Source organism: Peribacillus sp. Hz7, from assembly GCF_042136355.1.
Classification (GTDB): domain Bacteria; phylum Bacillota; class Bacilli; order Bacillales; family DSM-1321; genus Peribacillus; species Peribacillus asahii_A.
In genome coordinates this window covers 40,285-65,898 of the sequence record NZ_JBHHJV010000004.1, presented here as the reverse complement: position 1 = coordinate 65,898, position 25,614 = coordinate 40,285, and the positions used below count along the sequence as shown (strand labels likewise).

Genomic DNA, 25,614 nt, shown 5'->3' with positions numbered 1-25,614 from the left:
TTTACAATAATAAATATCTTAGTTACTATTAGGGTAGTAACTAAGAAGAGGACTGAGTTAGATGCTATTTGAATTGGATCCATCGTTATTAATAATTTTGCTTGTCTTTGGTTTTTTAGCCGCATTTATTGATTCAGTTGTCGGCGGGGGCGGGCTAATTGCCTTACCTGCATTGTTATTTACCGGTTTGACACCAGCGGGCGCTGTAGCAACGAATAAATTAGCAGGGACAATAGGTTCCTTAACAAGTACCATTATGTTTTATCGTTCAGGGAAGCTTGATTTAAAATCGGTTTATAAGTTCTTTCCGCTTGTTTTTATTGGTTCGATGATTGGAGCTTGGACGGTTCATTTGATGAACCCTGAAGTACTAAAGCCATTGATGCTTGTCATGCTTGCAGCTGTTGCAATTTATACGATTTTCAAGAAAGATTGGGGCAATAATTCTACCTATAAAAAATTATCCATTCGCGACTTTATTATTTTTATGATTTTGCTCGCCGCTATCGGTTTCTACGATGGATTTCTAGGTCCTGGAACAGGTTCATTTTTAATCTTTGCTTTTTTAATGATGGGCTTTGATTTTTTAAAGGCGGCAGGGAATGCGAAGTTTTTAAACTTTGGCAGTAATATTGCGGCCTTGTTAATGTTTATGTATTTAGGACAAATTAATTATGCCTATGGTTTAGTGATGGGGCTTGCGCAAATTGCTGGAGCGATCTGCGGTTCAAAATTTGCGATTAAACGAGGAAGCGGCTATGTACGTGCACTGTTTATCGTAGTAACTTTTTTATTGTTAGCCAAAAATGTTTATGATTATCTTAAATGAGGGATATGTTATAGGATGATCCAAAAATTGTTGTGTGATCGACAACGTTATTTAACGAACCTAAGAAGGCTGTCCCAAAAGTCATGAAAAATGGCTTTTGGGGCAGCTTTCCTTTTTTGCGGAGGTATGAAGGCCGAAAGAGAGAAATCCAGCTAGTAAAAAGTCCTTCATCAGGGTTATGAAGGCCGAAAGAGAGAAATCCAGCTAGTAAAAAGTCCTTCATCAGGGTTATGAAGGCCGAAAGAGAGAAATCCAGCTAGTAAAAAGTCCTTCATCAGGGTTATGAAGGCCGAAAGAGAGAAATCCAGCTAGTAAAAAGTCCTTCATCAGAGTAATGAAGACCCAAAAAGAGAGAGTCAGCCAGGGAAATGTCCTTCAACGGAGTCGTGAAGGCCCAAAAAGAGAAATTCAGCCAGAGAAAAGTCCTTCATCAGAGTAATGAAGGCCCAAAAAGAGAAATTCAGTCAGTAAAAAGTCCTTCATCGGAGCAATGAAGGACCAAAACGAGAAATCTATAATTAGCATACAATCATGCTAAATCCCTTTACTTTTTCTTCAACTGATACAACTCACCAGTCGTTTTTCCTTTGTAAGTCGTTTTGATTAGTCCGACGTTTTTAGCGTAATACATTTTCACGCCTTCTTCAGCCGTTACTTCGACTACTTGTTTGAACGTACCAGCATGCGTTTTAACCGTTTTATTCACGGCCGTAATTTTATACGTATTTAGTACGTCGCCTTCATAGATAATTTTCCAAGAGTAACCTACTTTGACCGGATATTTAATGAGCGCGTTATGAGTGTGTGGATCATCGGGATGAACGGTATATAGTCCATCTTTTGTTTCCCTTAAATACCATTGATACGTTGTTTTATCAGGCATTGTCGTTGTCCAGAGAAACCAGCCTTTTCCGAAGTATTCGTGAGTATATTTCTTGCCGTTGCTTTTGTCGGTATACAATCCGTCCTCATACTTATACACATAAATTTTGTTTGAATCTTGTTGATAACTAGCTTGCGTGGAGGTGAATTTTAAATATTTAGTCGCTACAAACGCTTTTTTCTTATTGTAACGAATTTCAGACCAGCCGCTTTTCGTCTTGGCATAAACGGTCACTTTGGCTCCTTTTTTCAGGGAACCGACCTTTTTGGATGAGGTTGATGGTTTTTCCCGAACATTTAATGTACCAGATTTAATATTAACTGTTGCAGTCAGTGTTTGTGCCGCTTCTGCTTGTTTGGATAGTGGGATATACACTGTAAAGATGAGAGCGAATGCGATAAGCCATTTTACTAGTTTGTTTGTCTTCATTACTACCTCCTTATAGATCATTGAATTTATTTTACATAATTTACTATTATATGAGAATCCTCCTTTTGTTATGACTAAAAAATTGAATTCATACATGTTTATATAGTTTTTGAATAACTATGTAACAACATAGTCAATTAGGAGGGGAAGTATGTCACGGTTACAAGAGTTCAAGGAGTTGTTTCAACAAATGAAACAAGCATGGGAACGGAATGAGCAGGCCGCTCTCGTGATGCTGATTAGTGCGAACGGTTCTGCTTATAGACTTCCGGGGGCGAAAATGATGATGACAAGAGCTGGAGAGATGTTTGGCACCATCAGCGGGGGCTGTTTGGAAAGTGATTTATACGGATGGGCTGAACAGGCGATGGACCGGAAGACCCCACATGTGCAAACGTATAATTTAAGCGAGCAGGACATTTGGGGATTAGGAATCGGTTGCAAAGGAGTGCTGAATATACTCATATTGCCGATTGAACGTGAGGATGAATTTTGGCTGAAAACAAATGAAGTGCTCGAAAGAAATCAAGCTTTCTCACTTGTGTTGGAGATTCCGACTGGAAGACGGTTAATCGTTCAAGAAGATGGAAAGAAGCTAGGGGATACGGCAAGTGTGCCAAATGAAGTAGTTGAACGGGCGAGAAGCGTCATGGAGAAGCAAACGCGTGCTGAAGTATTTGTGTATAAAGGCCATCCATATTGGATTGATGCTGTAAAACCTAGTGAATCGCTCATCGTCGCGGGTGCTGGACGAGATTCGATTCCGGTTGTGGAGCTTGCGACTAAAGCAGGCTTTACGGTGACGGTATTAGACCCGCGTGAAGAGTTGAATAATCCTCGCTTTTTTCCTAGTGCTGCACATCATATCGTTAAACATTCTACAGCACTCTCCTCCAATGAAATGATGGATTGTTGGTGGGTCATTATGAATCATCATCAGCGGCACGATGAAGATGCCTTACAGCTTGCGCTTAACAGTCATCCGCGCTTTGTCGGTGTGCTTGGACCGGTGTCTCGAACGGAAGAGATGCTTTCCAACATTGGGCGGAATTTTTCTAGTGGTCCGATTCGTTCCCCATTAGGCTTAGACTTAGGAGCGGAAACGATGGAGGAAGTGGCTGTTAGTATTGTTTCTGAATTAATGGCTGTAAGAAGCGGGCGAAATCCAATGCCGCTCCACGGAAAGGCGAAAATTCATGAGTAAGATTGGAGCTGTTATCCTCGCTGCTGGTATGTCCAAACGAATGGGCAAGCCTAAACTTTTATTGCCATTGCACGGTACACCTCTTTTTCATTATGTGCTTAAAGCGTCTATTTATCATTCCCTAGATCCAATTGTTTTAATTGCAGGCCCATATATAGAGGAAATGCGTAAGCTGCCTCACGAACTCCGTCAAATTGAAGTCTTATACAATCCAAACTACGCAACGGGAATGGCTTCTTCTTTAAAACTAGGGATGGAAGCGATGAAAGGCCGCGTCGATGCGGCGATTATTTTTTTAGCGGATCAGCCTTTTGTTCCGGCTGAGGTTGTTCAAACGTTAATCAAACAATATAAGAAAACGAGAAAAGAGGGAATTCGGATTGTACGCTCTGCTTATGAAGGGGTAGTAGGCCATCCAATTTTGTTTGATGCCGAATTATTCTCAGCATTCGATTCCATAGATGGTGATCAGGGGGGAAAACCAATTATTCAAGCACATCAGGATCGAATGAAAATCGTTTCTTTCGATTACTCTATGTGGGGGAGAGATATAGATACTCCTGAAGACTTAATGCAAATGGAAGTGTATTTGAAACAAAAGAAGTAAACGGGCAAGCAGTTTCCAAATATTAAAGGCTATTCAATTCATCATATCTTGAAATAATAAGGAAAAACATAGGAGAAGTGAAATGAGCAGCCAGAAAAATTACTTACTGTTATTGATTGTTTTCATGTTAACTTTCGCGTGTACTCCCTCCGTTTATGCGATGAAATGGGAGGACGAAGATACTCCAATTAGCTTCAAAATTGAAATGCTGCCTTGGAAAGAAGTGAATAAACTAATCCCTAATAAAGAAAAATTCACCATTATTGATGTTGAAACTGGACAAAGATTTAATGTTCAACGAAGAGCAGGGAGCCAGCATGCTGATGTACAGCCATTAACGAGGAAAGATACTCGGATTATGAAGGAGATTTATCATAATCAATGGAGTTGGAAAAGAAGAGCGATTGTGATTGTCATAAAAGATCAAGTGATTGCGGCTTCGATGCACGGCATGCCGCATGGTGCTGGTGCGCTTGATAATGGCTTTTCCGGCCACTTTTGTGTTCATTTCTCAGGAAGTATCACACATCGTTTAAGAAATGAAGACCTTGCTCATAAATTAATGATTTTGAAAGCGGCCGGTAAGCTGGATGACTATGCAGCGACGGTTAGTCCTTCCGAATTAATTGATATGTTTGCTATGGCCGTCAATCAAGGAGATTCCACAATATTAGCACAGACGGTATCAAATGCGCACCGTATGAAATATTTGAATAGTATTGTTAAAGATATTACATACTTGAACCTTTCGAAGGAACGTCGTGAAGGTGAAGATGAGTTATTGCTCATTGATATACCAGCTCAGGTGGCTATTTATACGGAGAAGAAGGGCAACGTAAAAGATACGATTCACTTTATTATTCGAAGAGAAGGCGTAACAGATCGCTGGTTTATTGACCAAGATGCTCTTTATCAGCAATTAGCTTCGATATTGGGTTAAACTCCTAAAATTAAAAGACATGATGAGTCGATTATCGGAAATAATAAAAAATGCAACATATTAAAGAAAGAGGGGTTACGGATGGGACAAAATCGTCAGTTTAAACCAGGGCAAAAAGCGCCTAATAATGGATTTTATGTCGAGATTGGTGAAACAGGAAGCACAGTGAATAACCCAAAACAAATTAAATTAGAGGCTGGGGATCATTTTCCTGAAAACTCTAATCATAATCGAGTGTGGACATATAAACGTAAGCCGTGAGTAGAGAATAGGGTGTGAAATCATGAATGATTTCGTGCCCTGTTTTTATGTGAAAATCGATAAATGAAGAAAAGTCGTGGATAAACAGCCAATTTTCGTTGATAAATGGAAAAAGTCGTCGATAAATAAGGAAAAGTTGTCGATAATAATAATTCCAAACTTTACATAATCCATAAAGCGAGTATAATAAAAATATAAAGGTCAAAGATGGTCAAATTCTTATTTGGGAGGGATTAGAATGGATCTAAATAAGATGACGGAAAGAACACAGCAAGCGTTAATACAAGGTCAGGAGTTAGCGAAAAAGCGCCGTAATCCTGAATTAACAGAGTTGCATGTACTGCACGCTTTAGCTGAGCAAGATGAAAGCATGCTGCTGCGCATATTATCGGAGTCCAATGAGCCTTTTTCTACATTTGAGTCAGCGTTAGCGAAGGAATTGAATGGACTTCCTGAAGTGGGCGGGACTGTGAGTCAAGTCTATATGTCGGCCTCTCTTCAGCAAATCTTAACAGCAGCCGAGCAAGAAATGGCTGCATGGGAAGATGAATATCTTTCGGTTGAGCATTTATTGTTAGCGATGTTGAAAGAAAATAAACCAAATGTGAAGCGGTTGTTTAACGCCTTTCAAATAGATTATCGTCAAGCAAAGGAAATCATTCAAGGAATAAGGGGGAACCAGCGCGTGACAAGTCAAAATCCTGAGAGCACATATGAAGTATTAAAGAAATACGGCCGCGATCTCGTTGCGGAAGTACGAAATGGCAAAATGGATCCTGTTATTGGTCGTGACGCTGAGATTCGGAATGTGATTCGTATTTTGTCTCGAAAAACGAAAAACAACCCTGTGTTAATTGGAGAACCGGGTGTTGGGAAAACAGCCATTGTTGAAGGGCTTGCCCAACGAATTGTGCGTAAAGATGTTCCAGAAGGGTTAAAAGACAAAATTGTGTTTGCTCTTGATATGAGTGCGCTTGTAGCAGGTGCAAAATTCCGCGGTGAGTTTGAAGAGCGCTTAAAAGCCGTATTAAATGAAGTGAAAAAAAGTGAAGGAAATATTCTATTATTTATTGATGAACTGCATACGATTGTTGGGGCAGGACGTACGGATGGGGCTCTTGACGCAGGAAATATGTTAAAGCCTATGCTTGCGCGCGGAGAGCTGCATTGTATTGGCGCTACAACATTAGATGAGTACCGTCAATATATTGAGAAAGACCCAGCGCTTGAACGACGTTTTCAACAAGTGCTTGTGCCTGAGCCAGATGTAGAAGATACGATTTCTATTTTACGAGGATTGAAGGAACGCTTTGAAGTCCATCATGGTGTGCGCATTCATGACCGAGCGCTTGTAGCTGCTTCTGTTCTGTCTAACCGTTATATTACCGAGCGTTTTTTACCAGACAAAGCAATTGACTTAGTCGATGAAGCTTGTGCGATGATTCGAATGGAAATTGACTCTATGCCATCAGAGCTTGATGAAATTACACGAAAAGTGATGCAGTTAGAAATTGAAGAAGCTGCGTTAAAAAATGAGTCAGATGAGCAAAGCCAGGCACGTCTTGAAGCGCTGCAAAAAGAGTTATCTGAACTGCAAGATAAAGCGAATAGTATGAAAGCGAAATGGCAAATGGAAAAAGCTTCGCTGCAGCAAGTACAAGATATGCGCGAACAGTTGGAGAAGCTCCGCCGTGAATTAGAGCAAGCGGAAAATGACTATGACTTAAATCGTGCTGCGGAATTACGTCATGGCAAAATTCCTGAGCTCGAGAAGGAACTGGCCAAGCTTGAAGATGATGTTGTAAAAGAAAAACAGGAGTCAAGGCTTCTTCGTGAAGAAGTAACAGAGGAAGAGATTGCGAGCATCGTTGCTCGTTGGACAGGTATCCCAGTCAGCAAGCTTGTCGAAGGAGAACGCGAGAAATTACTGCGCTTATCACAAATTCTTCATGAGCGCGTTGTCGGACAAGAAGAAGCAGTCGACCTAGTATCGGATGCAGTATTACGAGCTAGAGCAGGCATTAAAGATCCAAACCGACCAATTGGTTCGTTCATTTTCCTTGGGCCAACAGGGGTAGGGAAAACCGAGCTTGTAAAAGCATTAGCAGAAACATTATTTGATAGTGAAGAGCATATGATTCGCATTGATATGTCGGAGTATATGGAAAAACATGCGGTTTCCCGCTTAATTGGAGCACCTCCAGGATATGTCGGTTTTGAGGAAGGCGGACAATTAACAGAAGCGATTCGCCGAAACCCGTATTCCGTTGTTCTATTAGATGAAATTGAAAAAGCTCATCCTGAAGTGTTTAATATTTTACTGCAAATGTTGGATGATGGTCGCATCACTGATTCACAAGGGCGAACAATTAACTGTAAAAATACCGTCATTATTATGACATCGAATATCGGCTCTCATTTCCTATTGCAATCAGCGGCAGCAGATGGAGGATTAGAAGAGGAGATTAAAGACCAAGTATTTGCGGAACTGCGCGGTCATTTCCGTCCGGAATTTTTAAACCGAGTTGATGATATTGTTCTCTTTAAACCGTTAACAAAAGCAGACCTTGTGAAAATTGTAGAGAAAATGATGAAGCAATTACAAAGCCGATTAGCGGAGCAAGGCTTTACTCTACAATTAACAGAGGCTGCGAAAGAGCAGCTTGCTGAACAAGGCTATGATCCAGTATACGGAGCAAGACCATTAAAACGATTTATTCAAAAACATATCGAAACGAAAATTGCTCGTGAAATTATTGCGGGTACGCTAGCTGGTCAATCAACGATTACGATTGATTTCGTTGATCAACAATTTACGTTACGGTCCTAACTATACAAAAAAGGTATCCGAATATAACATGGATACCTTTTTGTGCTCTTAATGATGACTCTTTTCCACAGGGTCGTTTGGAAGGATGCTTGCTACGATGATAACAAGAACTGTAACAATTACGCTTAAAATCGTTGCAACAGTAAAATCGTACGCAACTCCTGACATAGAAGAAACTACATATGTAGTCATATGAATTAACAAAAATGACCAAAAGAATGTCCACGTATAACTCATTGAATTTCACCTCACTCTAGTACAATCATTTTCATCTTATCATAATTAATATACAGTTAAAACGAGTTTTTTATAAGACTGTTAAAAAGTTGCGTGTATGGAGGGAGATGGGGGATAAAAATCGAATGTATTCTAATATAAATTTTATGTAAATAGGCACTCCCCCTTACATTTCTTATATGTTCACATACATTAATAGAAGTAATTTTCCTGCAAAGGAGTAGACAAAATGGAACAGCGAACTTTTCAAATTGATGACCAATGGTGCATGATTCATTACGCTGAGCAGCCGAGTGGTTTTGCTGTACTTATAATCGGTGACCGTGGTCATTTTGTTGAACAAGGAAGCAGCTTTTGGCTCCAGCACCCCGGGAGGTTACGTATTTTAGAACATTTGAAAGGCTACGGATATACGTTATTTTCATCGAATTTTTACGGAGCTAATTGGGGAAGTGTAAAGTCGGTTGAACTTGCAACGAAGCTGTATGATAAGTTTATGAAAAGTGAGATTGCCAACGATAAAATACACATATTAGCCGAAGGGACAGGAGCGCTTGTTGCTTTTGAATTAATGAAAAAACTTGGTTCAAAAATTCGTTCGGTTGTCTTGAAGAACCCGTGTTTATCATTAAAATGGCAGCTGGAAAAAGAGAAAGAAAACAAATTGTTTTATAAGAAAGTATTATATGAAGTGGCAGAAGCGTTTGAAATTGATTATACAGAGAGTGAGTCCTTTATAAGCAATTCAGAAGCGATGCCGAATTTAACGGACACACCTGTACAGATTATTCATGTGTTAAATAGTTTTCAAAAAGGTCAAGCTGCTCTTTATCGTCGATTGCAGCGATATAATAAAAATGTGCGGCTGGCCTATTTGCTTCCGGAGAAACGCTATAAAATTCCGTATATTATAAATAAGTTTTATAAAGAACATGAAACATATTTATAATGTAAAAATATTCTCTCTGTTTGCCGCATACGATATAGGATACATGGGGGCTGACGGGGAGGAGTTGAAATATGCAAACATCCGTTGTGATTGGGGCTTATCAGTTTGTTGGGTTTCATCTTGCCAAGTACTTGCTTGATCAAGGAGAGGAAGTACTTGGTGTAGATTGGGAAGACGTATCCGGAGAAAGTATAGAAGACAAGGAAATGGAAATAGGGAGAAATAGTAACTTCTTATATATACCGATACATAAGCTAAAGCATTTATCACTGGAAAAGCAAAAGACGATTTATGTGTCTTGTTATGATTTAAGTAAAAGCAAACGAGACAATCAAGCTGAAATTATTGAGGTGATTGCGGCTTTTTTGAAAGACTTACACCTGAATAAGGAGTCACACATCCACATCATTATGCTTATGCCAATTGAAGAGGAGCGTTCGATGTATCAAGCTCTTTTGCAGAAAGCGGAGGAAATGTGTGCAGTCAAAGTAGTGTTTTTACCGACTGTTTATGGACCTTGGCAGCCAGAAACAATGAGTTTTGAAGCAGCGATTCGCAAGAAAGCTCCGTCAGAAGTAAAGAAGGCGATTGAAGCGGAGAATCGATTGGATGCTCTGTTTGTTGCCGATCTTCCAGAAGTGTTAGTCGAACTCGCAGCTCGAGATGAAAAGAACATTCAAATGCAAAGTGAAGCAAGCAATCAGTGGCTGGAGTGTGCTCAATTAGTATTAGAAGACGAATATACGGGCATATATAAGGAATGCTTAAGGAAGCAGCGAGGAATGATTTATACCATACAAAACAAAACAGCCCCAGCTGATGGAATAGCTATGCAGCAAAAGCATTTTCGCCGCTGGCAGCTGTTGAAAAAATGGCGAGAGCTTGAATAACTCTTTTCTTTCAAATATAGAACGGCTAAAATGAATAATGAAAGAAAAGTGTCAAATGAGTAGGAGGAATTGAGATGAGTGAGGATAAAACGCTTGAATTTATGGCCATTGCGATGAAGTACTTCCCAGAAGCGAAAGCGCAGTTAGAGGCAAACGGCATGCCTTTTTCAATGGAAATGGCGGCCCCGTTTATGGATTTATTTAAAAAAGTCATGCAAGAAGCATATGAGCTAGGGAAAAGCGACGCTCAGCAGTAAGAAAATGAAGAGCTGTTCTAAAAGGGACAGCTTTTTTTTAGATACATATCATATGCTCAAGATGGTTTTTATAGTAATCTTTAGATACCTTTTGCTTTTATTGTTGCATATCGGGCATTTTTTATATAAAATTAGTACCAGGTAATAATATTTGATATTAATTTTTTGAGAATTAATAAGGGGTTGGCATAATGAATGCTGGAATTATAGGAATTGGTCGTTATTTACCTGAAAAAATAGTAACGAACAGTGATTTGGAAAAAGTAATGGATACTTCTGATGAGTGGATTCGAACACGAACAGGAATTGAAGCAAGAAGAATAGCAAGTGATGATGTAAACACGTCGGACATGGCATATAAAGCAGCTGCACAAGCAATTGAAAGCGCTGGCATTACTGCAGAAGATATTGATTTAATTCTCGTTTCAACGGTAACACCGGATCAATCTTTCCCATCCGTTGCCTGCACGATTCAAGAGCAGTTAGGTGCAAAAAAAGCAGCTGCGATGGATCTAAGCGCGGCTTGTGCTGGGTTTATGTATGGGGTAGTAACGGGAGAACAGTTTATTAAAAATGGTGTGTATAAAAACGTCCTTATTGTTGGTGTTGAAAAGTTATCTAAAATTACCAATTGGGAAGATCGAAATACAGCTGTTTTATTTGGCGATGGAGCCGGAGCTGTTGTTTTGGGTCCTGTATCAGAAGGTAGAGGGATTTTATCCTTTGAGCTAGGTGCTGATGGTTCAGGTGGCAAGTACTTATTACAAGAAGGCGACTTTATTGCGATGAATGGTCGCGAAGTGTTTAAGTTTGCGGTTCGTCAAATGGGAGAGTCCAGCTTAAATGTACTAACAAAGGCTGGTTTAACTCGCGAAGATGTTGATTTACTAATCCCGCATCAAGCGAATATTCGCATTATGGAGTCCGCTCGTGAACGACTAAATCTACCTGTAGAAAAGATGACGAAAACAATTCATAAGTATGGAAATACTTCGGCTTCATCTATTCCAATTGCGCTTGCAGAGGAGTTAGAAGCGGGGCGAATTAAAGATGATGATGTATTAGTCATGGTCGGATTTGGCGGCGGCTTAACATGGGGAGCCATTGCCTTAAGATGGGGTAAATAAAACAAATAACATGACATGATCGTGAGGCTTGAAAGGAGTTAAGTGTTAGTATGACAAATCGTCGAGTAGTTGTGACTGGAATTGGTTCTTTATCTTCATTAGGAAATGATGCACATACAGCATGGGAAAATATTAAAGCAGGTAAGTCGGGTGTAGGCCCGTTAACTCGCTTAAATGCGGATGAATATCCGGTAAAAGTTGCTGCAGAAATTAAAGATTTTGATATTGAGACATACGTAGATCGAAAAGAAGCACGAAAAATGGATCGCTTCACACATTATGCAGTTGCTGCTGCATCTATGGCTGTTGAGGATTCAAAGCTTGATATTAATGAATCAAATGCTGACCGTGTTGGAGTATGGATTGGTTCAGGAATTGGCGGCCTTGAAACGTTAGAAATTCAACATGAAACATTTTTAAAACGAGGCTATAAACGAGTAAGTCCATTCTTTGTACCGATGATGATTCCTGATATGGCTACAGGTCAAGTATCGATTTTATTAGGTGCAAAAGGAGTTAACTCTTGTACGGTAACAGCTTGTGCGACAGGTACGAATTCAATTGGGGATGCGTTTAAAGTAATTCAGCGCGGCGATGCAGATGTCATGATTTCAGGTGGAGCAGAAGCGCCGATTACGAAAATGTCCGTTGCAGGATTCTGTGCGAATACAGCACTTTCAACAAATCCAGATCCAAATACAGCAAGCAGACCGTTTGATATCAATCGCGATGGATTTGTTATTGGTGAAGGCGCAGGAATTGTTGTTTTAGAAGAGCTAGAGCACGCTCTAAAACGCGGTGCAAAAATTTACGCTGAAATTGCTGGATATGGTGCAACAGGTGATGCTTATCATATTACAGCTCCAGCTCCTGGCGGTGAAGGCGGAGCGCGTGCGATGAAGGCTGCGATTGCAGATGCAGGATTACAACCTGCAGATATTCAATATATTAACGCACACGGAACAAGTACGCCATATAATGATAAATATGAAACGATGGCCATTAAAGAAGTGTTCGGTGACCACGCTTATAAACTAGCGGTTAGTTCAACTAAGTCAATGACTGGTCATTTACTAGGCGCGGCAGGTGGAATTGAAGCGATTTTCACGGTTCAAGCCATTCAAGAGGGAATTATCCCGCCAACGATTCATATTGAAACACAAGATCCAGAATGTGATTTAGACTATGTACCAAATGAGGCACGCAAGGCTGATATTCAAGCTGCTATCAGTAACTCATTAGGCTTTGGCGGACATAACGCAACGATTTTATTTAAGAAATATCAATAAGAAAAGCGGAGCCGGCTCGTTCAAATCACGTAGAAAATAGGAAGAGGCCCTAAAGGCGTTCTTTGCCTTTAGGTGACTCTTATCTTTTTCATAGTGATCTAGCCGGTGGAGCTAGACACCAAAACATGTCGCAAATTTTATAATTTCTTATTTTTTAAAGATACATGAGGCTGTCTCGAGGTTGAGACAGCCTTTATTTTGCTTTGTAAATAGATTATCCCGCCAATTCGTTACATAATCCCGCTAATTTCATGAAAAAACCCGCCAATTCACTTACTAGCAGCCGCACGCATAAAATGACATACCTAAATGTGTGAGGTGAAGGATATGGGAATCATTCAAACAGATGAATGGATGGCTTCGAAGTTTGACCGCCCGTTAACGATGATGAACAATCTAGATATCATCGATGTCAAACCGGAACAACTGTATCGTCATTTACAAGCAAATGGAATGTACACACCAAATGAGAAAGCGAGAAAGGTCTATCATCATTTAGTGAAGCAAGACGTCTGGACAAAAGCTAGGCAGTTATTTACTACGTATCATGAGTTGTGGGCCGGTCCTGATGTTCCCGTTTATATTTTTCCACTGCAGGCACCGGGTTTTTTGCAAAAGGCAAAGGAAGCGAAGTCCGGCCTTGCGTTTCAACATGCCGTATTTCTTTTTTTAGATAGTCATATTACTGATCAAGAGCTAGAAGCGGTGTTGATTCATGAATATCATCATGTTTGCCGCTTGCATCGTACTAAGAAAGAAGCGAAGGACTATACGCTGTTAGATGCAATGGTTATGGAGGGGTTAGCAGAAAGAACGGTCGCCAAATATTTAGGAAGTAAATATTTAGCCCATTGGACTGCGTTATATCCTCAGTCCGACTATAAACGATTATGGAATCGGTATATAGAAGGGAAGTTAAACATTAATCGTTCCAATCCTCTGCACGATTCGATTATGCTTGGAAAAAAGGGGTATCCGCAGATGATTGGGTATTGGACTGGATATCAGCTTGTTAAACATGCTTCTCCATTGTCCGTTCGCCAATCGCTCGTTATTTCTGCAGAAGATATTTTAAAGAAACAAGTGCTATAGCCTAGTTTCTTCATCCAGTTTTGGAAAATTCCTTATTACCAATAGGAATAAATTTCATGCATTTTGCCTATACTGATGGACAAACAGAATTTTGTAAGTGAGGGATAGAATATGCTATATCTTCATGATGTATGGGTGAATTGGTTTGAAGGAGAAGAAAATGGCTACAACGTTTGTCATTTTCATGAATGGAGAAAAGACGATGGAATTGAACTGTTAGATCAAGTTCCGCTTTTGAAAGTCTCCTCCTCTATGTTTCATTACATAGAAAATGACTTATCAGATTTACCGAAATCTTTGCTCGATGATGTATATCAAAAAGCATATGCTAGAAAAAATCATGAACGAATTCAATTAGAATACTGCTTTGTTGTGACAGACGGCAACGGAATATTAGCAGTCGATACGATTGGGTATCATATTCCGATTCGTAAAAGTCGCCTGATTCCACGCCAAGAACAAATTGTCTATGAGATGGTTGAAAACCATGAAGCGTCCGACTATACATTTACTGAAAAACCGACATCTGAGAAGGAATATCATATTTTGTCGCCAGCTCCTTCATTTATGAATGGGTTAACGCGAAAAGAGCGTCAATTAAAACAATTATTGTTCATGGCAATGGATCAATTATTTAATGCGAAGAATGTAGCTGAAATTCGTTATTGGTATACGGAGTGGGCTCCAGAAAAGTATGCGATGATTCAAGGATTAAACTTCGATTTGGCATGGCTTCAGCTGTATGAAGAAATTAAAGAAGGATGGTCCGATAAACATTTGCAGCTTTGTGAAAACTTAGTAAAAGGACAGCCGTTCTTCGAGAAGTTATGGGAAATGGAAGTTGGAGACAGTCCATCGATGTTATAAAAAACAGTGCCAGGTCAGTCTGGCGCTGTTTTTTATGCTGAATGGAAAGGATTTTCTATAAAAACTGCTCGTGTAAAGGAGATAGAAACGTAATTCCTAGCCATACTAAGAAAGATTAAAATTCCGTTAGGAGGCAATAGTATGGGAAGAGCAGATACTCCAGCAACATCCAGTAAGAAACGTTCATTACCTCAAACTCCGAAGAACTTAAAAATAGCGCCAGACTGTGTAGACGAAGAGTTTGCTCGGGAGCTTGGTGAACTTCCAAAAATAAGACCTACAAGACCTAAGTGAAACCTTTCCTTAGTATTAAAAAACCCACGAATAATTTTTTCGTGGGTTTTCTGCATGCAACGAGGCTTGTCTTATTTTCTTTTTCGACCAAGTCCCATGCCATTATACATTTTCTTAAGCATTTTATTGGCTTCTCTGTTTGCTTTCTCAGCACCGCGATCCAGAATTTCATCCAGCTCTTCTGAGTCAATTAAGCTGTAGAAACGTTCTTGAATCGGAACAAGTTCAGCAAGAACAACTTGAGCTAAATCGCTTTTGAAGTCGCCGTAGCCTTTGCCTTCGTACATCGCTTCAATTTCATCGTAACTCTTGCCGCTGAAGATAGAGTAAATCGCCATTAAGTTAGAGACACCTGGCTTATTCTCTTTATCATAGCGAACAATTCCTTCAGAATCAGTGACAGCGCTTTTAATATTCTTCTCGATTTGCTTTGGATCGTCTAAGATGGCAATCGTCGACTTTTTATTCGGATCCGATTTACTCATTTTCTTAGTCGGCTCTTGCAGCGACATAATACGCGCTCCTGCTTTTGGTAAGCTGATTTCAGGAATTTTGAAGATGTCATTATATTTTTTATTAAATCGTTCAGCTAAATCACGAGTTAACTCAATATGCTGCTTCTGGTCCTCACCTACAGGAACAAGGTCTGTATTGTACAGAAGAATGTCACCAACCATTAATGGCGGGTAAGTAAGAAGGGCAGCTAAAACGCTTTCTTTTCCTTGTGATTTGTCTTTAAATTGTGTCATTCTTTCTAATTCTCCAATTGTTGAAACGCATTGGAAAATCCATCCTGCTTGTGCGTGAGCAGGAACTTCAGATTGAATGAAAATCGTCGCTTTTTCTGGATCCAAACCGACCGCTAAGTATAGTGCCGCAAGTGTTTTAATGTTTTTTCGTAACTCTAAACGATCTTGGGGAACGGTAATAGCGTGTTGGTCAACAATACAGAAAAAACAGTCGTATTCATTTTGTAATTCTACAAATTGCTTCATTGCTCCGAGATAATTTCCTAGTGTCACAGAGCCAGATGGCTGAATGCCGGAGAAAATCCTTTTCAAGTACTAGTCACTCCTCTAATTAAACGTCAATAATAAATTCTGCTTCTACTTTATTATTGTAGAGATAAATGGCTGATGAATCCAGCTTTTTGCGAAAAAAACGTTTGCTTAATAAGAGAAGGGCTATTCAGTTTCTTAGGATAGGCTTTGTTTAACAATTATTCTCCTCGAATCAGTCCTTTTTTGCCGTTCTCAAAGTGTGTTAAAGGACAAGATCTAGGAGTCTAGGAAGGGGAAAGTCCTTCATCCGCGTTAGGAAGGACAAAGTCCAGGAGTCCAGGAAGGAAAATGTCTTTCATCCGGGTTATGAAGGACAAAGTCCGGAAATCTAGAAAGGGAAAAGTCCTTCATCCGGGTTATGGAGGACAAAGTCCGGAAATCTAGAAAGGGAAAAGTCCTTCATCCGGGTTATGAAGGACAAAATCCAGGAGTCCAGAAAGGAAAAGCTCTTCATCCAGGCTATGCAGGACAAGATCCAGAAATCAGACAAGGGAATGGGGCTGTCCATTAGATTTTCGTTGATGCTGTTTATCTTGGGGCTTTTTAGACAGCCGCGGGCAGGGGTCAAAAATCAGCAGCGTCCTATAAGAGAGCCTTAGAATCAGGAAGTTTTCTCTGTATTTCCGCCTACTTGATTCCAATTTGTTTGAATCTTTTGGGAATGCTGATAAATATCTGCATGACGTTTGCCTCCAAATAGTTTCTCCGCAATGCCGTTTGTCAGTACACCATTTACAGCTGTAATCCCAATAATTAAACTAGCGACAATAAGGAAATCGATGAAAAAAAGAGCCATTTAAACAACTCCTTATATGGTGATTTCGTTCAATTAGTTCATTATATGTTCGGGTTATATTATATAGGTAATAAAAGAACATATTTTATAAAAACAAAAGGATTTCCCATTTTTTTGAAGAATATGTATAGTACAAGATAAGCAGCTGTTTACCTTGAAAGTTTAGGTAGATGTATTTTTTAAAAACTTATTATATTCATTCCAACATAATTGCAATTACATAGGGGTTAATTGAGAATATGAATGTATTTTTTCAATTAGTAGAAGTCTGTCGTAGTGTATTTAAAGAACATGAAATTGTACTATAGTACAGAAAAACCAACGTAATAAAAGGACTTTTGCAATTTTTAAAAAGGGTGTTCATTTTTAAGTAATTAGTGTATAATTTAAAATAAGAATTATTTAATTAAAGTTATTTCAAATTAGAATGGTAAATATGAAAATATATTAGTCCCATCATAGATCGCCGATTCTATACCTAGGGAGTGTGAGTGAATATGGTAACATTATATACATCACCAAGTTGTACTTCATGTAGAAAAGCAAAAGCATGGTTAGAAGAACATGAAATTTCATATAAAGAGCGGAACATTTTCTCGGAACCGCTTACAATTGAAGAGATTAAGGAAATTCTGCGTATGACAGAAGATGGTACGGATGAGGTTATCTCAACTAGATCAAAAACATTCCAAAAGCTGAATGTGAATCTAGAAACATTACCACTTCAAGAGTTGTATAAATTAATTAAAGAAAATCCTGGATTATTAAGAAGACCTATTATTCTTGATGAAAAGCGACTTCAAGTTGGGTACAATGAAGATGAGATTCGTCGCTTCTTACCGCGTAAAGTTCGTACGTTCCATCTTCGAGAAGCACAACGATTAGTTAATTAATAATGTATTTGATTGCTCTGCTAGAGATTGTCTGCAGAGCTTTTTCTTTACTTAGTTTTGAGAATCTTTATTTTTTTAAGAGTACAATGTATGGGTAAGGGAAATTTTGAGTATATAATAGATAATGAATTTAAATATTTGTCTAAAATATTTGTCGCCGAATATGTCATAAAGTTGCAGAATGAGGAATTTTTCTATAAAATAAATGGCATATTAGGCAAACAATTGTTTTTTAATTAATGAAGTTTTTTATTTCCCTTCTTGTAAGTTTTATCATAAAATAGAGTAACACTTATATTCCTATCAAGTCCTCATTGACTAAAGCTGGTTCTAGAGTAATTTTTGCTTGGGGGTTTTTTATCCCTTCAAAATGTGAAAGGAAGGGAGAGGAGATTTATGGAAATCGAACGTATTAATGATGATACAGTGAAATTTTATATTTCCTATATAGATATTGAGGAACGAGGTTTCGATCGCGAAGAAATTTGGTATAGTCGTGAACGAAGTGAAGAACTTTTCTGGGAAATGATGGATGAGGTTCATCAAGAAGAGGAATTTATTATTGAAGGTCCATTGTGGATTCAAGTTCAAGCTCTTGAAAAAGGTCTAGAAATTCTTGTGACGCGAGCACAATTAGGAAAAGATGGACAAAAGCTGGATTTAGCTTTTTCAGATGAAAAACTGAAAAACTTCCAGATGGATGATAAAGTCGAAAGTCTCCTTGAAGAGCATTTCCAAGGAAAAGAAGATTATAGCGGCGTGGCCTTTGAAGACGGTATGATTGAATTTATTACGGAGTTCCCTGACTTCGAGGATGTAATTTCTCTCAGTAAGCGTTCTGGCTTAGATCAATGGACGACTAAACTGTATGCGTATGAGGGTAAATATTTTCTATATATTGAATTTGCTGAAGATAGTATTGAAGAAGAAGATATCGATAATGTATTGAGTGTGCTGTTGGAGTACAGTCATGAATCTCCGGTGACAGTTCATGTTCTTGAAGAGTATGGCAAACTGGTGATTGACGGCAATGTGTTTGAAACAGTCTCCAATTATTTTTCATAAAATTAGGCCGATTTCAAATAGAAATCGGTTTTTTGGTACATAGAGAAAAGCACCCAATTGGGTGCTTTTCTTATTTTAACCCGCTATATAAAGCTTTCAGTGATTCTTTCGTGATCGTAACAGGGTTATTCATCATATTAGGTGCGAAGCTATTGGTAACAAGATGATCTAAATCGTCTTCTGTTTTGACACCGACTTCTTCTAGTGTTGTTCGTAATCCCATTTCCTTTTTCATTTCGTCAATGCGGTCGGCTAATTCTTCCGCATCCTTAAATCCTAGACGCTGACTAAAAGCGTGTAGACGTTCTGCTTCAGGTCCTGATTGGCTATTTAACTTCCAAAATGAAGGAAGCGTAAAGGCGCAAGCTTCGCCATGTGGAATATCGAAATCTTGTGTTAATGGATAAGAACAAGCATGAGCTGCTGCTGTTTGAGTGAGATTAAACGCCATGCCAGCTGTAACAGATGCTTCACTCATTTTTGCTCTTGCTTCTAAATTATCAGGTTCGTGATAGGCGGTTAACAAGTACTCGAACACGAGAGATGCCGCTCTTTCCGCTGCTAAATCTGTAAGCGGCTGATGTTTCTTGCCGTAGTATGCTTCAAGGGAATGAGCTAGGACATCAATACCGCTTGTCGCTGTAACGGATGGCGGGCAAGTGATGGTTAATTCAGGGTCTACAAGTGCATACGTTGGATAGAAGTAATCACTGCCAATGGGCGCTTTTATATCATTTTCAGTATCCGTTAGCACTGAAACAGTAGTGATTTCACTAGCTGTTCCTGATGTGGTTGGAATGGCGATCATCGGAATACCTGGTTTGTTAATTGGGCGTTTCTTAGAGAAGAAATCAGCTGTCGGGTATGGTGTTTTAGCAACAAAGCAGGCTACCTTCGCACAATCTATAATGCTGCCGCCTCCAAGCGCAATGGCAAATTCACATTGATGTTCACGAATCATATCTGCGCAGGCATCTGTATTGTGAACGGTTGGATTTGGTTGAATATCAGAAAAGAGGGTAGTAATTCTTCCTTCTGATTGATCGATAATCTTTTGCGCGATTCCATTTCGAACCATGGAAGGGGCGCTGATTAATATACCGTTTTTTAGATTAGAGTCTTTTAAAATATCAGGTAATGTGTTCAGTTTGCCTGCTCCGAAATCAATCGGGACAGGTTGTACATAGAAAAAGTTCTCCATTGTTGTTTCTCCCCCTTTGGTTTATGCGATTATGTTAATATAATGGTTGGAACTAAAATTTAACATTTATTATAACACGGTTTATTTTGTAAGTAATGTTTGATCTGGGAAAAGATATTGCTGTTCGAATTGAATTAATGCTTTCTCGAATAAATCCATCGCTTCATTCAATTGTTGTTCTGTAATGATGAGAGGGGGAGCGATAATAACGCTGGATTCGTGGGAATACGTATAGAAGCCGTTTTCACTTAATAAGCTAATAAATTTACTCATCAAACCTACTTTGTCTTTTCCATAATCCATTCCGTATTCGATAATAGGTTGTTTCGTTGTTTTGTCCTTCACAAGTTCTACGGCTGCAAATAGTCCAATATGACGGACATTGCCGACGGAATTAAATGAAAGAAGCTGCTCTAAGCGTTTTGCTAATTGCTCGCCGACTTTTGCCGCGTGTTCAATTAAATTTTCTTCTTGATAAATATCAAGAGTCGTACTGCCGATTTGAGTACAAACGGTATGTCCGCTATAAGTTAAACCTGTCATGAGTACGTGGTCATCGAAATAGTTCGCGACCTTGTCACTTACGATCACGCCGCCGAGCGGAGCATAACCAGATGTAACTCCTTTGGCAAAGGTAATCATGTCCGGCTCGAAGTTAAAATGATCGACTGCAAACATTTTTCCTGTGCGTCCAAACCCTGTCATTACTTCATCGCAAATCATCAGAATATCGAATTCATCGCATAGTGCCCGCACTCCTTCGAGATACCCTTTTGGTGGAATAAGAACGCCGTTGCTTCCGGGAATCGGTTCAATAAAGACAGCCGCAATAGATTGTGGTCCTTCGTATAACAGTTGGTTCTTTAATCGAGCTAAGTAAAATTGAGTCGCTTCCTCCTCGCTAGGGAAATCGACGACTTCGCGATATAAATAGGGGGTATCAAACTTGATGAATCCGGGGATTCCTGGTTCTACCTCGAAACGGCGGCTCTCTCCAGTTAAATTACCAGCGCCGAATGTAGCTCCATGGTAGGAACGATAGCGAGAGAAAATTTTGTAGCGCCCTGTAACCATGCGGGCCATTTTAATAGCGTGATCATTCGATTCGGCTCCTCCGCTTGTAAAGAAAACTTTGGCCATGTTAGCGGGAGCTGCTTCAATGATTTTGCGTGCAAGAGCAGCTTTGGAAGCAGTAGCGAAGCCAGGAGCAGCTAATGGAATTTCTCCGATGTGTTTAAATTCTTCGAGCAGTTTTGGGTGCTGATGTCCAACATTTAAATAAACAAGTTGTGAGCACATATCGATATATTTTTTATCGGTTTCATCCCAGAAAAAAACTCCTTCTGCTTTTGAGATTGTTTTAGGATTTACATTTTTCTGTTTAGACCATGAGTGTAAAACATATTGCTTATTCTCTTGTTTAATTTGTGAAACGTCCATTGATTTCATAAAATAACCACTCCGTTTCTTTAATGATGTTAATTAATGTAACGTCATCATACCTGTTTATTTATGGGAAAACAATGAATATTCAAACAAAAAAAGTTGTGCATATGCACAACTTTTTATTATTCCTTCAGAATATCCTCGATCATAAATGCGAGTGAGATATTCGTTTTCGTAAAAGAGTTGCTCAAATCAACGTCTAATAACGATTCGATTTTCTTAATTTTATAGAGAACGGTGTTGCGGTGAATAAACTCCCGGCGTCCAATATGTGATGTGCTTCCATCTTCTTCGAGAAAAACACGGAGAAAATGAACAAAATCTGTATCGTGCAGCTTGTCATAACGATAAAGACGTCCTAGCATATCGTGATGGAATGTTTCTATAATATCTCGATCTTGTACCCCCATAATGATTTTATAGGCCCCGATATCTTTATATTTACACAGGGATGGATTTTGATGTTGTTGAGATAGATGAATGACGGTAAGTGCTTCGTGGTAACTTTTTGATAGATTGGTAATGTGTTTATAAAAGTTTCCCATGCCGATGACTAGCTTTGTTTTCGAATTCTCTTTATTGACTCGCATATAAATACTTTCTACTGTTTTTAAGAAAGGGATATTAGGTGTTTGTACATTTGAACGGCTGACCATATAAATCATTTGGTTTTGATACACGGTTGATAAGAAATGCTTATATCTATTGGTGAATGCACTTTCAATCGCATCTGTAAATTTTGTAATGGGACGCTTCGTATTAGTAACAGTGCAAACGATAATTCCTAATTCCACATCCTTTTTGTAGCCTAGCTGTGCTAGTTCATGTGCAATCTTTTCTTCATTCTGTTCTGCGTGAAATAAAATGTTCGATAGAAGTTGTTCTGTTTTCGATTGGGTGTGCTGATGAGAAGATAAAAACTGGACGGTTGTTGTTAAAAAATCAGCTACGCGATAGGTCCAGGGCATTTGAAAGACTGGAAATTGATTTTCAGCAGCGAAGTGCAGTACTTGTTTAGGGATGTTAGGGATATAAGGACCGATGTTGAGCACGATACCAGATGCTTGATGATGAAACGCCGATTCAACTAAATGAATTAACTTATTTGTATCGCCCTCCATATTGATGCCTGTAGAGACAAGAAGTTCGTTAGGTCTATAAAATTCAGCTAAATCCACACTTTCTGTAATATTAATACCGGTAATCTCGCGGGCCAGTCCTTCTTCGCCGGCCACTAATGTGAGGGCAGTGAATTCAGGCGAGTCGATCATTTTTTTTAATGTAATCATAATATGAATCTCCTTTCTACATCGGATGATGAAGTTCTATGTGCGACTGCACAATGTTTTTTAGACTAATGAATATATACAATTTAATTTATTAATAGTAAGATAATTACACGTTACATTATATCACCATTTGAGGGAGGAAATGTCATGATAAGTTGCGATGAAGAAAGATTACGTAAGAGCATTGAAACATTCAGCACATTTGGAACTACTGAAAATGGCGGTATTACAAGGCTTTCTATGTCGGATGAAGATATCATCGCCAGAAATTATTTTTGTGAATGCTGTAAAGAATTGAATATGGATGTAAGATTTGATGACATTGGTAATATTTATGCCATATTACCAGGAAAGAACGATGTACCGCCTATTGTAATGGGATCGCATCTTGATTCTGTAGAGAAAGGTGGGAGATTTGACGGAGTATTAGGAGTGTTAACTGCGCTGGAAGTAGTCAGAACATTCAGACACCATAATATAGAACCAGAGATTCCACTTATGATTGTTAACTTTACGAATGAAGAAGGGGCGCGATTTGACCCGGCCATGATGAGCTCTGGGGTGCTGGCGAATAAGTTTGAGAAAAGTAAGATGTTGCAATCGTTAGATAAGGAAGGCATTTCTTTTGGAGAAGCTCTAAAGGAAAGCGGCTATGAAGGCAGTGTGGAAAATCGTTTAACAGAAGCTGCCGCCTACTTAGAATTACATATTGAGCAAGGACCTGTATTGGAAAGGCAGCAAATCGATATTGGGGTTGTCGAGGGTGTGTTAGGGATGATTTGTTATGAGATTACGATTAATGGAGAATCAGATCATGCCGGAACAACACCGATGTCAATGAGAAAAGACCCCCTATTTCTAGCAGCCTCTGTTATTACTAATCTGCGTCAAAATCTTAGTCAGATTGATGAAGAACTGGTGTACACAATAGGAAGAATGAATGTGACACCGAATATCCATACCGTTATCCCGAACAAAGTGGTGTTCACCTTAGAAGCTAGACATAAAGATCCGAGCAAAATAGAACAAGTCGTCGATGTGATTCAGACGATTCAAAAAGAGGTAGAAGGCTGTATGATACAATCTGCGAAACTTTGGGGAAGAGACACGGTCGTATTCGATTCAGAGATTTGTAATCAATTGGAGGTATCTTGTAAGAATCATCATTATTCTTATCATCGCATGTACAGCGGCGCTGGTCATGACGCCCAATTTATCGCTAGTTATATTCCGTCGGCTATGATTTTTGTTCCAAGTGTGAATGGAAAAAGTCACTGTGAAGAGGAAGAAACAAGCTACGCAGATTGCGCAAAAGGGGCAAATGTGCTGCTAGAAACTGTGTTGGCCCTTCAAAGTAACTATTCCATGAAGAAAGAAGAAGAATGCATTTGAATGGTGAACCGTCCATGTCAAGCCCCTAACTAAATGAAAAAGGGGAGAAACGAAATGAAAAAATTAATTACAGGTGGAATGATTGCAACAGCTACGGATGTATTTGAAGCGGATATTCTTATTGAAGATGAAAAAATCGTTCGAATCGGTGTAGATCTTTCAGTACCAAATGCTGAAGTCATTGACGCCACTGGAAAATACGTTTTTCCTGGAGGAATTGACCCTCATACTCATTTAGATATGCCTTTTAACAATACTGTCACAGATGATGATTGGGAAACAGGCACAATCGCCGCTGCTTTTGGCGGAACGACGACCATCTTAGATTTTTGTTTAACTTCAGGTGAAAAAACGTTAGCAGATGCCGTGAAAAAATGGCATGAAAAGGCGGAGGGGAAAGCGGTCATTGACTATGGATTTCATCTGATGGTAACGGAGTTGAAGGATGACACTTTAGCGCAATTGCCGGCAATCCTGGAGAAAGAAGGCATCACTTCTCTCAAAATCTTTTTAGCATATGCAAAGGAATTTCAAGCGACTGACCGCACGCTCTTTCAAGCTTTTAAAGTAGGAAAAGAAACCGGTGCGGTAGTGATGGTTCATTGTGAAAATGGTTCGGTCATCGATGAATTAGTAGAAGAAGCTAAAGCATTAGGGCACACAGAGCCTATTTATCACGCATTAACAAGACCGCCTGAATTAGAAGGAGAAGCAACGAAACGGGCGATTGAACTGGCTCATATTGCAGGTGCTAAGCTATATGTCGTTCATGTGACCTGTAAAGAAGCTGTCGATGAAATTATTCGAGCGAGAGAAAAAGGATATGATGTCTACGGGGAAACTTGTCCTCCTTACTTAACACTTGACCAAACTGCACTCGAAAAGCCGAACTTTGAGGGAGCTAAATATGTCTGGTCACCTCCACTTCGACCTAAAGAACATCAAGAACCTCTATGGAATGCCCTCAAAGCAAAACAGTTACAAACGATTGGTTCCGACCAATGCTCATTTAACTTCAATGGAAAAAAACAGCTAGGTAAAGATGACTTTTCAAAAATCCCAAATGGCGGACCATTTATTGAAGACCGCTTTAGTGTTTTATACTCTGAAGGTGTTCATAAAGGGCGTATTACAATCAATGAATTCGTAGAAAGTATTTCAACGAATGCGGCGAAAATATTCGGCTTGTTCCCTCAAAAAGGTACGATTGCCGTTGGTTCAGATGCTGATATCGTTATATTTGATCCAAATATTGAACGAGAAATTTCAGCTGAAACACACCATATGAATGTGGATTACAGTGCCTTTGAAGGAATGAAAGTCATGGGTGAACCTGTTAGCGTTCTTTCTCGCGGGAAATATGTCATTAAAGATAAACAATTTGTAGGACAGTTAGGAAGCGGTAAGTACTTGAAGCGATCAGTAAACTCTGATCCTCTAAAAAAAGTAAGTGAAACAGTCGTATCTAAGTAATGAGTCAAACATC

25 protein-coding genes are annotated in these 25,614 nt (G+C 39.2%); 18 read left to right on the top strand and 7 right to left on the bottom strand.

Annotation, left to right across the window (positions count from 1 at the left end):
• Positions 1-61 precede the first annotated feature (61 nt).
• Positions 62-829, top strand: a complete 768-nt coding sequence (locus tag ACE199_RS07815; protein WP_252283144.1) for a TSUP family transporter — start codon at positions 62-64, stop codon at positions 827-829.
• 544 nt (positions 830-1,373) lie between these two features.
• Here ACE199_RS07815 and ACE199_RS07810 read toward each other — a convergent pair.
• Entirely contained in the window at positions 1,374-2,141 is a 768-nt protein-coding gene (locus ACE199_RS07810) for an SH3 domain-containing protein (RefSeq protein WP_375349254.1), read from the bottom strand.
• A gap of 151 nt (positions 2,142-2,292) precedes the next feature.
• Here ACE199_RS07810 and ACE199_RS07805 point away from each other — a divergent pair, with 151 nt between their 5' ends.
• The 5 genes from ACE199_RS07805 (at position 2,293) to clpB (ending at position 7,983) form a co-directional block, all read left to right on the top strand.
• Positions 2,293-3,345 (top strand): XdhC family protein, encoded by a 1,053-nt coding sequence (locus ACE199_RS07805; RefSeq protein WP_375349253.1) that lies wholly within the window; start codon positions 2,293-2,295, stop codon positions 3,343-3,345.
• On the top strand, positions 3,338-3,952 hold the full coding sequence (locus ACE199_RS07800; protein WP_375349252.1) for a nucleotidyltransferase family protein: 615 nt from the start codon (positions 3,338-3,340) through the stop codon (positions 3,950-3,952). The genes ACE199_RS07805 and ACE199_RS07800 overlap by 8 nt, the downstream gene beginning before the upstream one ends.
• 82 nt (positions 3,953-4,034) lie before the next feature.
• Positions 4,035-4,892, top strand: coding sequence for a hypothetical protein (locus ACE199_RS07795; protein WP_375349251.1), 858 nt, complete (start codon positions 4,035-4,037; stop codon positions 4,890-4,892).
• A gap of 81 nt (positions 4,893-4,973) precedes the next feature.
• On the top strand, positions 4,974-5,153 hold the full coding sequence (locus ACE199_RS07790; RefSeq protein WP_127759379.1) for a YjzC family protein: 180 nt from the start codon (positions 4,974-4,976) through the stop codon (positions 5,151-5,153).
• A 238-nt stretch (positions 5,154-5,391) separates the two neighbouring features.
• The gene (clpB, locus tag ACE199_RS07785; RefSeq protein WP_375349250.1) at positions 5,392-7,983 is read left to right on the top strand and encodes an ATP-dependent chaperone ClpB; all 2,592 of its coding nucleotides are present in this window, start codon (positions 5,392-5,394) and stop codon (positions 7,981-7,983) included.
• Between the two features lie 48 nt (positions 7,984-8,031).
• Here clpB and ACE199_RS07780 read toward each other — a convergent pair whose 3' ends face one another.
• A complete protein-coding gene (locus ACE199_RS07780; protein WP_127759381.1) occupies positions 8,032-8,220 on the bottom strand; it encodes a YjzD family protein in 189 nt (62 codons plus the stop codon).
• Between the two features lie 229 nt (positions 8,221-8,449).
• Here ACE199_RS07780 and ACE199_RS07775 point away from each other — a divergent pair, with 229 nt between their 5' ends.
• From ACE199_RS07775 to ACE199_RS07740, 8 genes are all read left to right on the top strand, one after another.
• Positions 8,450-9,169 (top strand): hydrolase, encoded by a 720-nt coding sequence (locus tag ACE199_RS07775; protein ID WP_375349249.1) that lies wholly within the window; start codon positions 8,450-8,452, stop codon positions 9,167-9,169.
• A 71-nt stretch (positions 9,170-9,240) separates the two neighbouring features.
• A complete protein-coding gene (locus ACE199_RS07770; RefSeq protein WP_375349248.1) occupies positions 9,241-10,059 on the top strand; it encodes a Rossmann-fold NAD(P)-binding domain-containing protein in 819 nt (272 codons plus the stop codon).
• A 74-nt stretch (positions 10,060-10,133) separates the two neighbouring features.
• Positions 10,134-10,316, top strand: a complete 183-nt coding sequence (locus ACE199_RS07765) for a ComZ family protein (RefSeq protein WP_375349247.1) — start codon at positions 10,134-10,136, stop codon at positions 10,314-10,316.
• 191 nt (positions 10,317-10,507) lie between these two features.
• Positions 10,508-11,443: a beta-ketoacyl-ACP synthase III gene (locus ACE199_RS07760; RefSeq protein ID WP_375349246.1), complete on the top strand. Its 936-nt coding sequence runs from the start codon at positions 10,508-10,510 to the stop codon at positions 11,441-11,443.
• A gap of 50 nt (positions 11,444-11,493) precedes the next feature.
• Complete coding sequence (fabF, locus tag ACE199_RS07755; RefSeq protein WP_375349245.1) at positions 11,494-12,732, top strand: beta-ketoacyl-ACP synthase II; 1,239 nt, start codon at positions 11,494-11,496, stop codon at positions 12,730-12,732.
• Between the two features lie 327 nt (positions 12,733-13,059).
• On the top strand, positions 13,060-13,824 hold the full coding sequence (locus ACE199_RS07750; RefSeq protein WP_375349244.1) for a DUF2268 domain-containing putative Zn-dependent protease: 765 nt from the start codon (positions 13,060-13,062) through the stop codon (positions 13,822-13,824).
• Positions 13,825-13,935: 111 nt separating this feature from the next.
• On the top strand, positions 13,936-14,691 hold the full coding sequence (locus ACE199_RS07745) for a YjbA family protein (RefSeq protein ID WP_375349242.1): 756 nt from the start codon (positions 13,936-13,938) through the stop codon (positions 14,689-14,691).
• Positions 14,692-14,832: 141 nt separating this feature from the next.
• Complete coding sequence (locus tag ACE199_RS07740) at positions 14,833-14,985, top strand: YfhD family protein (RefSeq protein ID WP_164853136.1); 153 nt, start codon at positions 14,833-14,835, stop codon at positions 14,983-14,985.
• A 71-nt stretch (positions 14,986-15,056) separates the two neighbouring features.
• Here the strand turns inward: ACE199_RS07740 and trpS are convergent, their stop codons facing one another.
• A complete protein-coding gene (trpS, locus tag ACE199_RS07735; RefSeq protein WP_252289398.1) occupies positions 15,057-16,046 on the bottom strand; it encodes a tryptophan--tRNA ligase in 990 nt (329 codons plus the stop codon).
• A 601-nt stretch (positions 16,047-16,647) separates the two neighbouring features.
• Positions 16,648-16,842, bottom strand: coding sequence for a hypothetical protein (locus ACE199_RS07730; protein WP_127759389.1), 195 nt, complete (start codon positions 16,840-16,842; stop codon positions 16,648-16,650).
• 497 nt (positions 16,843-17,339) lie between these two features.
• On the opposite strand from ACE199_RS07730, the gene spxA reads away from it, so the two are divergent.
• Together spxA and mecA are read left to right on the top strand one after the other, a co-directional pair.
• Positions 17,340-17,735 (top strand): transcriptional regulator SpxA, encoded by a 396-nt coding sequence (gene spxA / locus ACE199_RS07725; protein ID WP_119118144.1) that lies wholly within the window; start codon positions 17,340-17,342, stop codon positions 17,733-17,735.
• A 396-nt stretch (positions 17,736-18,131) separates the two neighbouring features.
• Positions 18,132-18,800, top strand: coding sequence for an adaptor protein MecA (gene mecA, locus ACE199_RS07720; protein ID WP_375349239.1), 669 nt, complete (start codon positions 18,132-18,134; stop codon positions 18,798-18,800).
• Between the two features lie 70 nt (positions 18,801-18,870).
• Here mecA and ACE199_RS07715 read toward each other — a convergent pair whose 3' ends face one another.
• The 3 genes from ACE199_RS07715 to ACE199_RS07705 all read right to left on the bottom strand — a co-directional run bounded on the left by ACE199_RS07715 (position 18,871) and on the right by ACE199_RS07705 (position 22,736).
• Complete coding sequence (locus ACE199_RS07715) at positions 18,871-20,001, bottom strand: iron-containing alcohol dehydrogenase family protein (protein WP_375349237.1); 1,131 nt, start codon at positions 19,999-20,001, stop codon at positions 18,871-18,873.
• A gap of 81 nt (positions 20,002-20,082) precedes the next feature.
• Positions 20,083-21,450 carry an aminotransferase class III-fold pyridoxal phosphate-dependent enzyme gene (locus tag ACE199_RS07710; RefSeq protein ID WP_375349236.1) on the bottom strand — a complete coding sequence of 456 codons (1,368 nt, stop codon included), beginning with the start codon at positions 21,448-21,450 and terminating at the stop codon, positions 20,083-20,085.
• 119 nt (positions 21,451-21,569) lie between these two features.
• Complete coding sequence (locus tag ACE199_RS07705; RefSeq protein WP_375349235.1) at positions 21,570-22,736, bottom strand: PucR family transcriptional regulator; 1,167 nt, start codon at positions 22,734-22,736, stop codon at positions 21,570-21,572.
• Between the two features lie 147 nt (positions 22,737-22,883).
• On the opposite strand from ACE199_RS07705, the gene ACE199_RS07700 reads away from it, so the two are divergent.
• Together ACE199_RS07700 and hydA are read left to right on the top strand one after the other, a co-directional pair.
• The gene (locus tag ACE199_RS07700; RefSeq protein ID WP_375349234.1) at positions 22,884-24,128 is read left to right on the top strand and encodes a Zn-dependent hydrolase; all 1,245 of its coding nucleotides are present in this window, start codon (positions 22,884-22,886) and stop codon (positions 24,126-24,128) included.
• Positions 24,129-24,182: 54 nt separating this feature from the next.
• Complete coding sequence (gene hydA, locus ACE199_RS07695) at positions 24,183-25,601, top strand: dihydropyrimidinase (RefSeq protein WP_375349232.1); 1,419 nt, start codon at positions 24,183-24,185, stop codon at positions 25,599-25,601.
• Positions 25,602-25,614 lie beyond the last annotated feature (13 nt).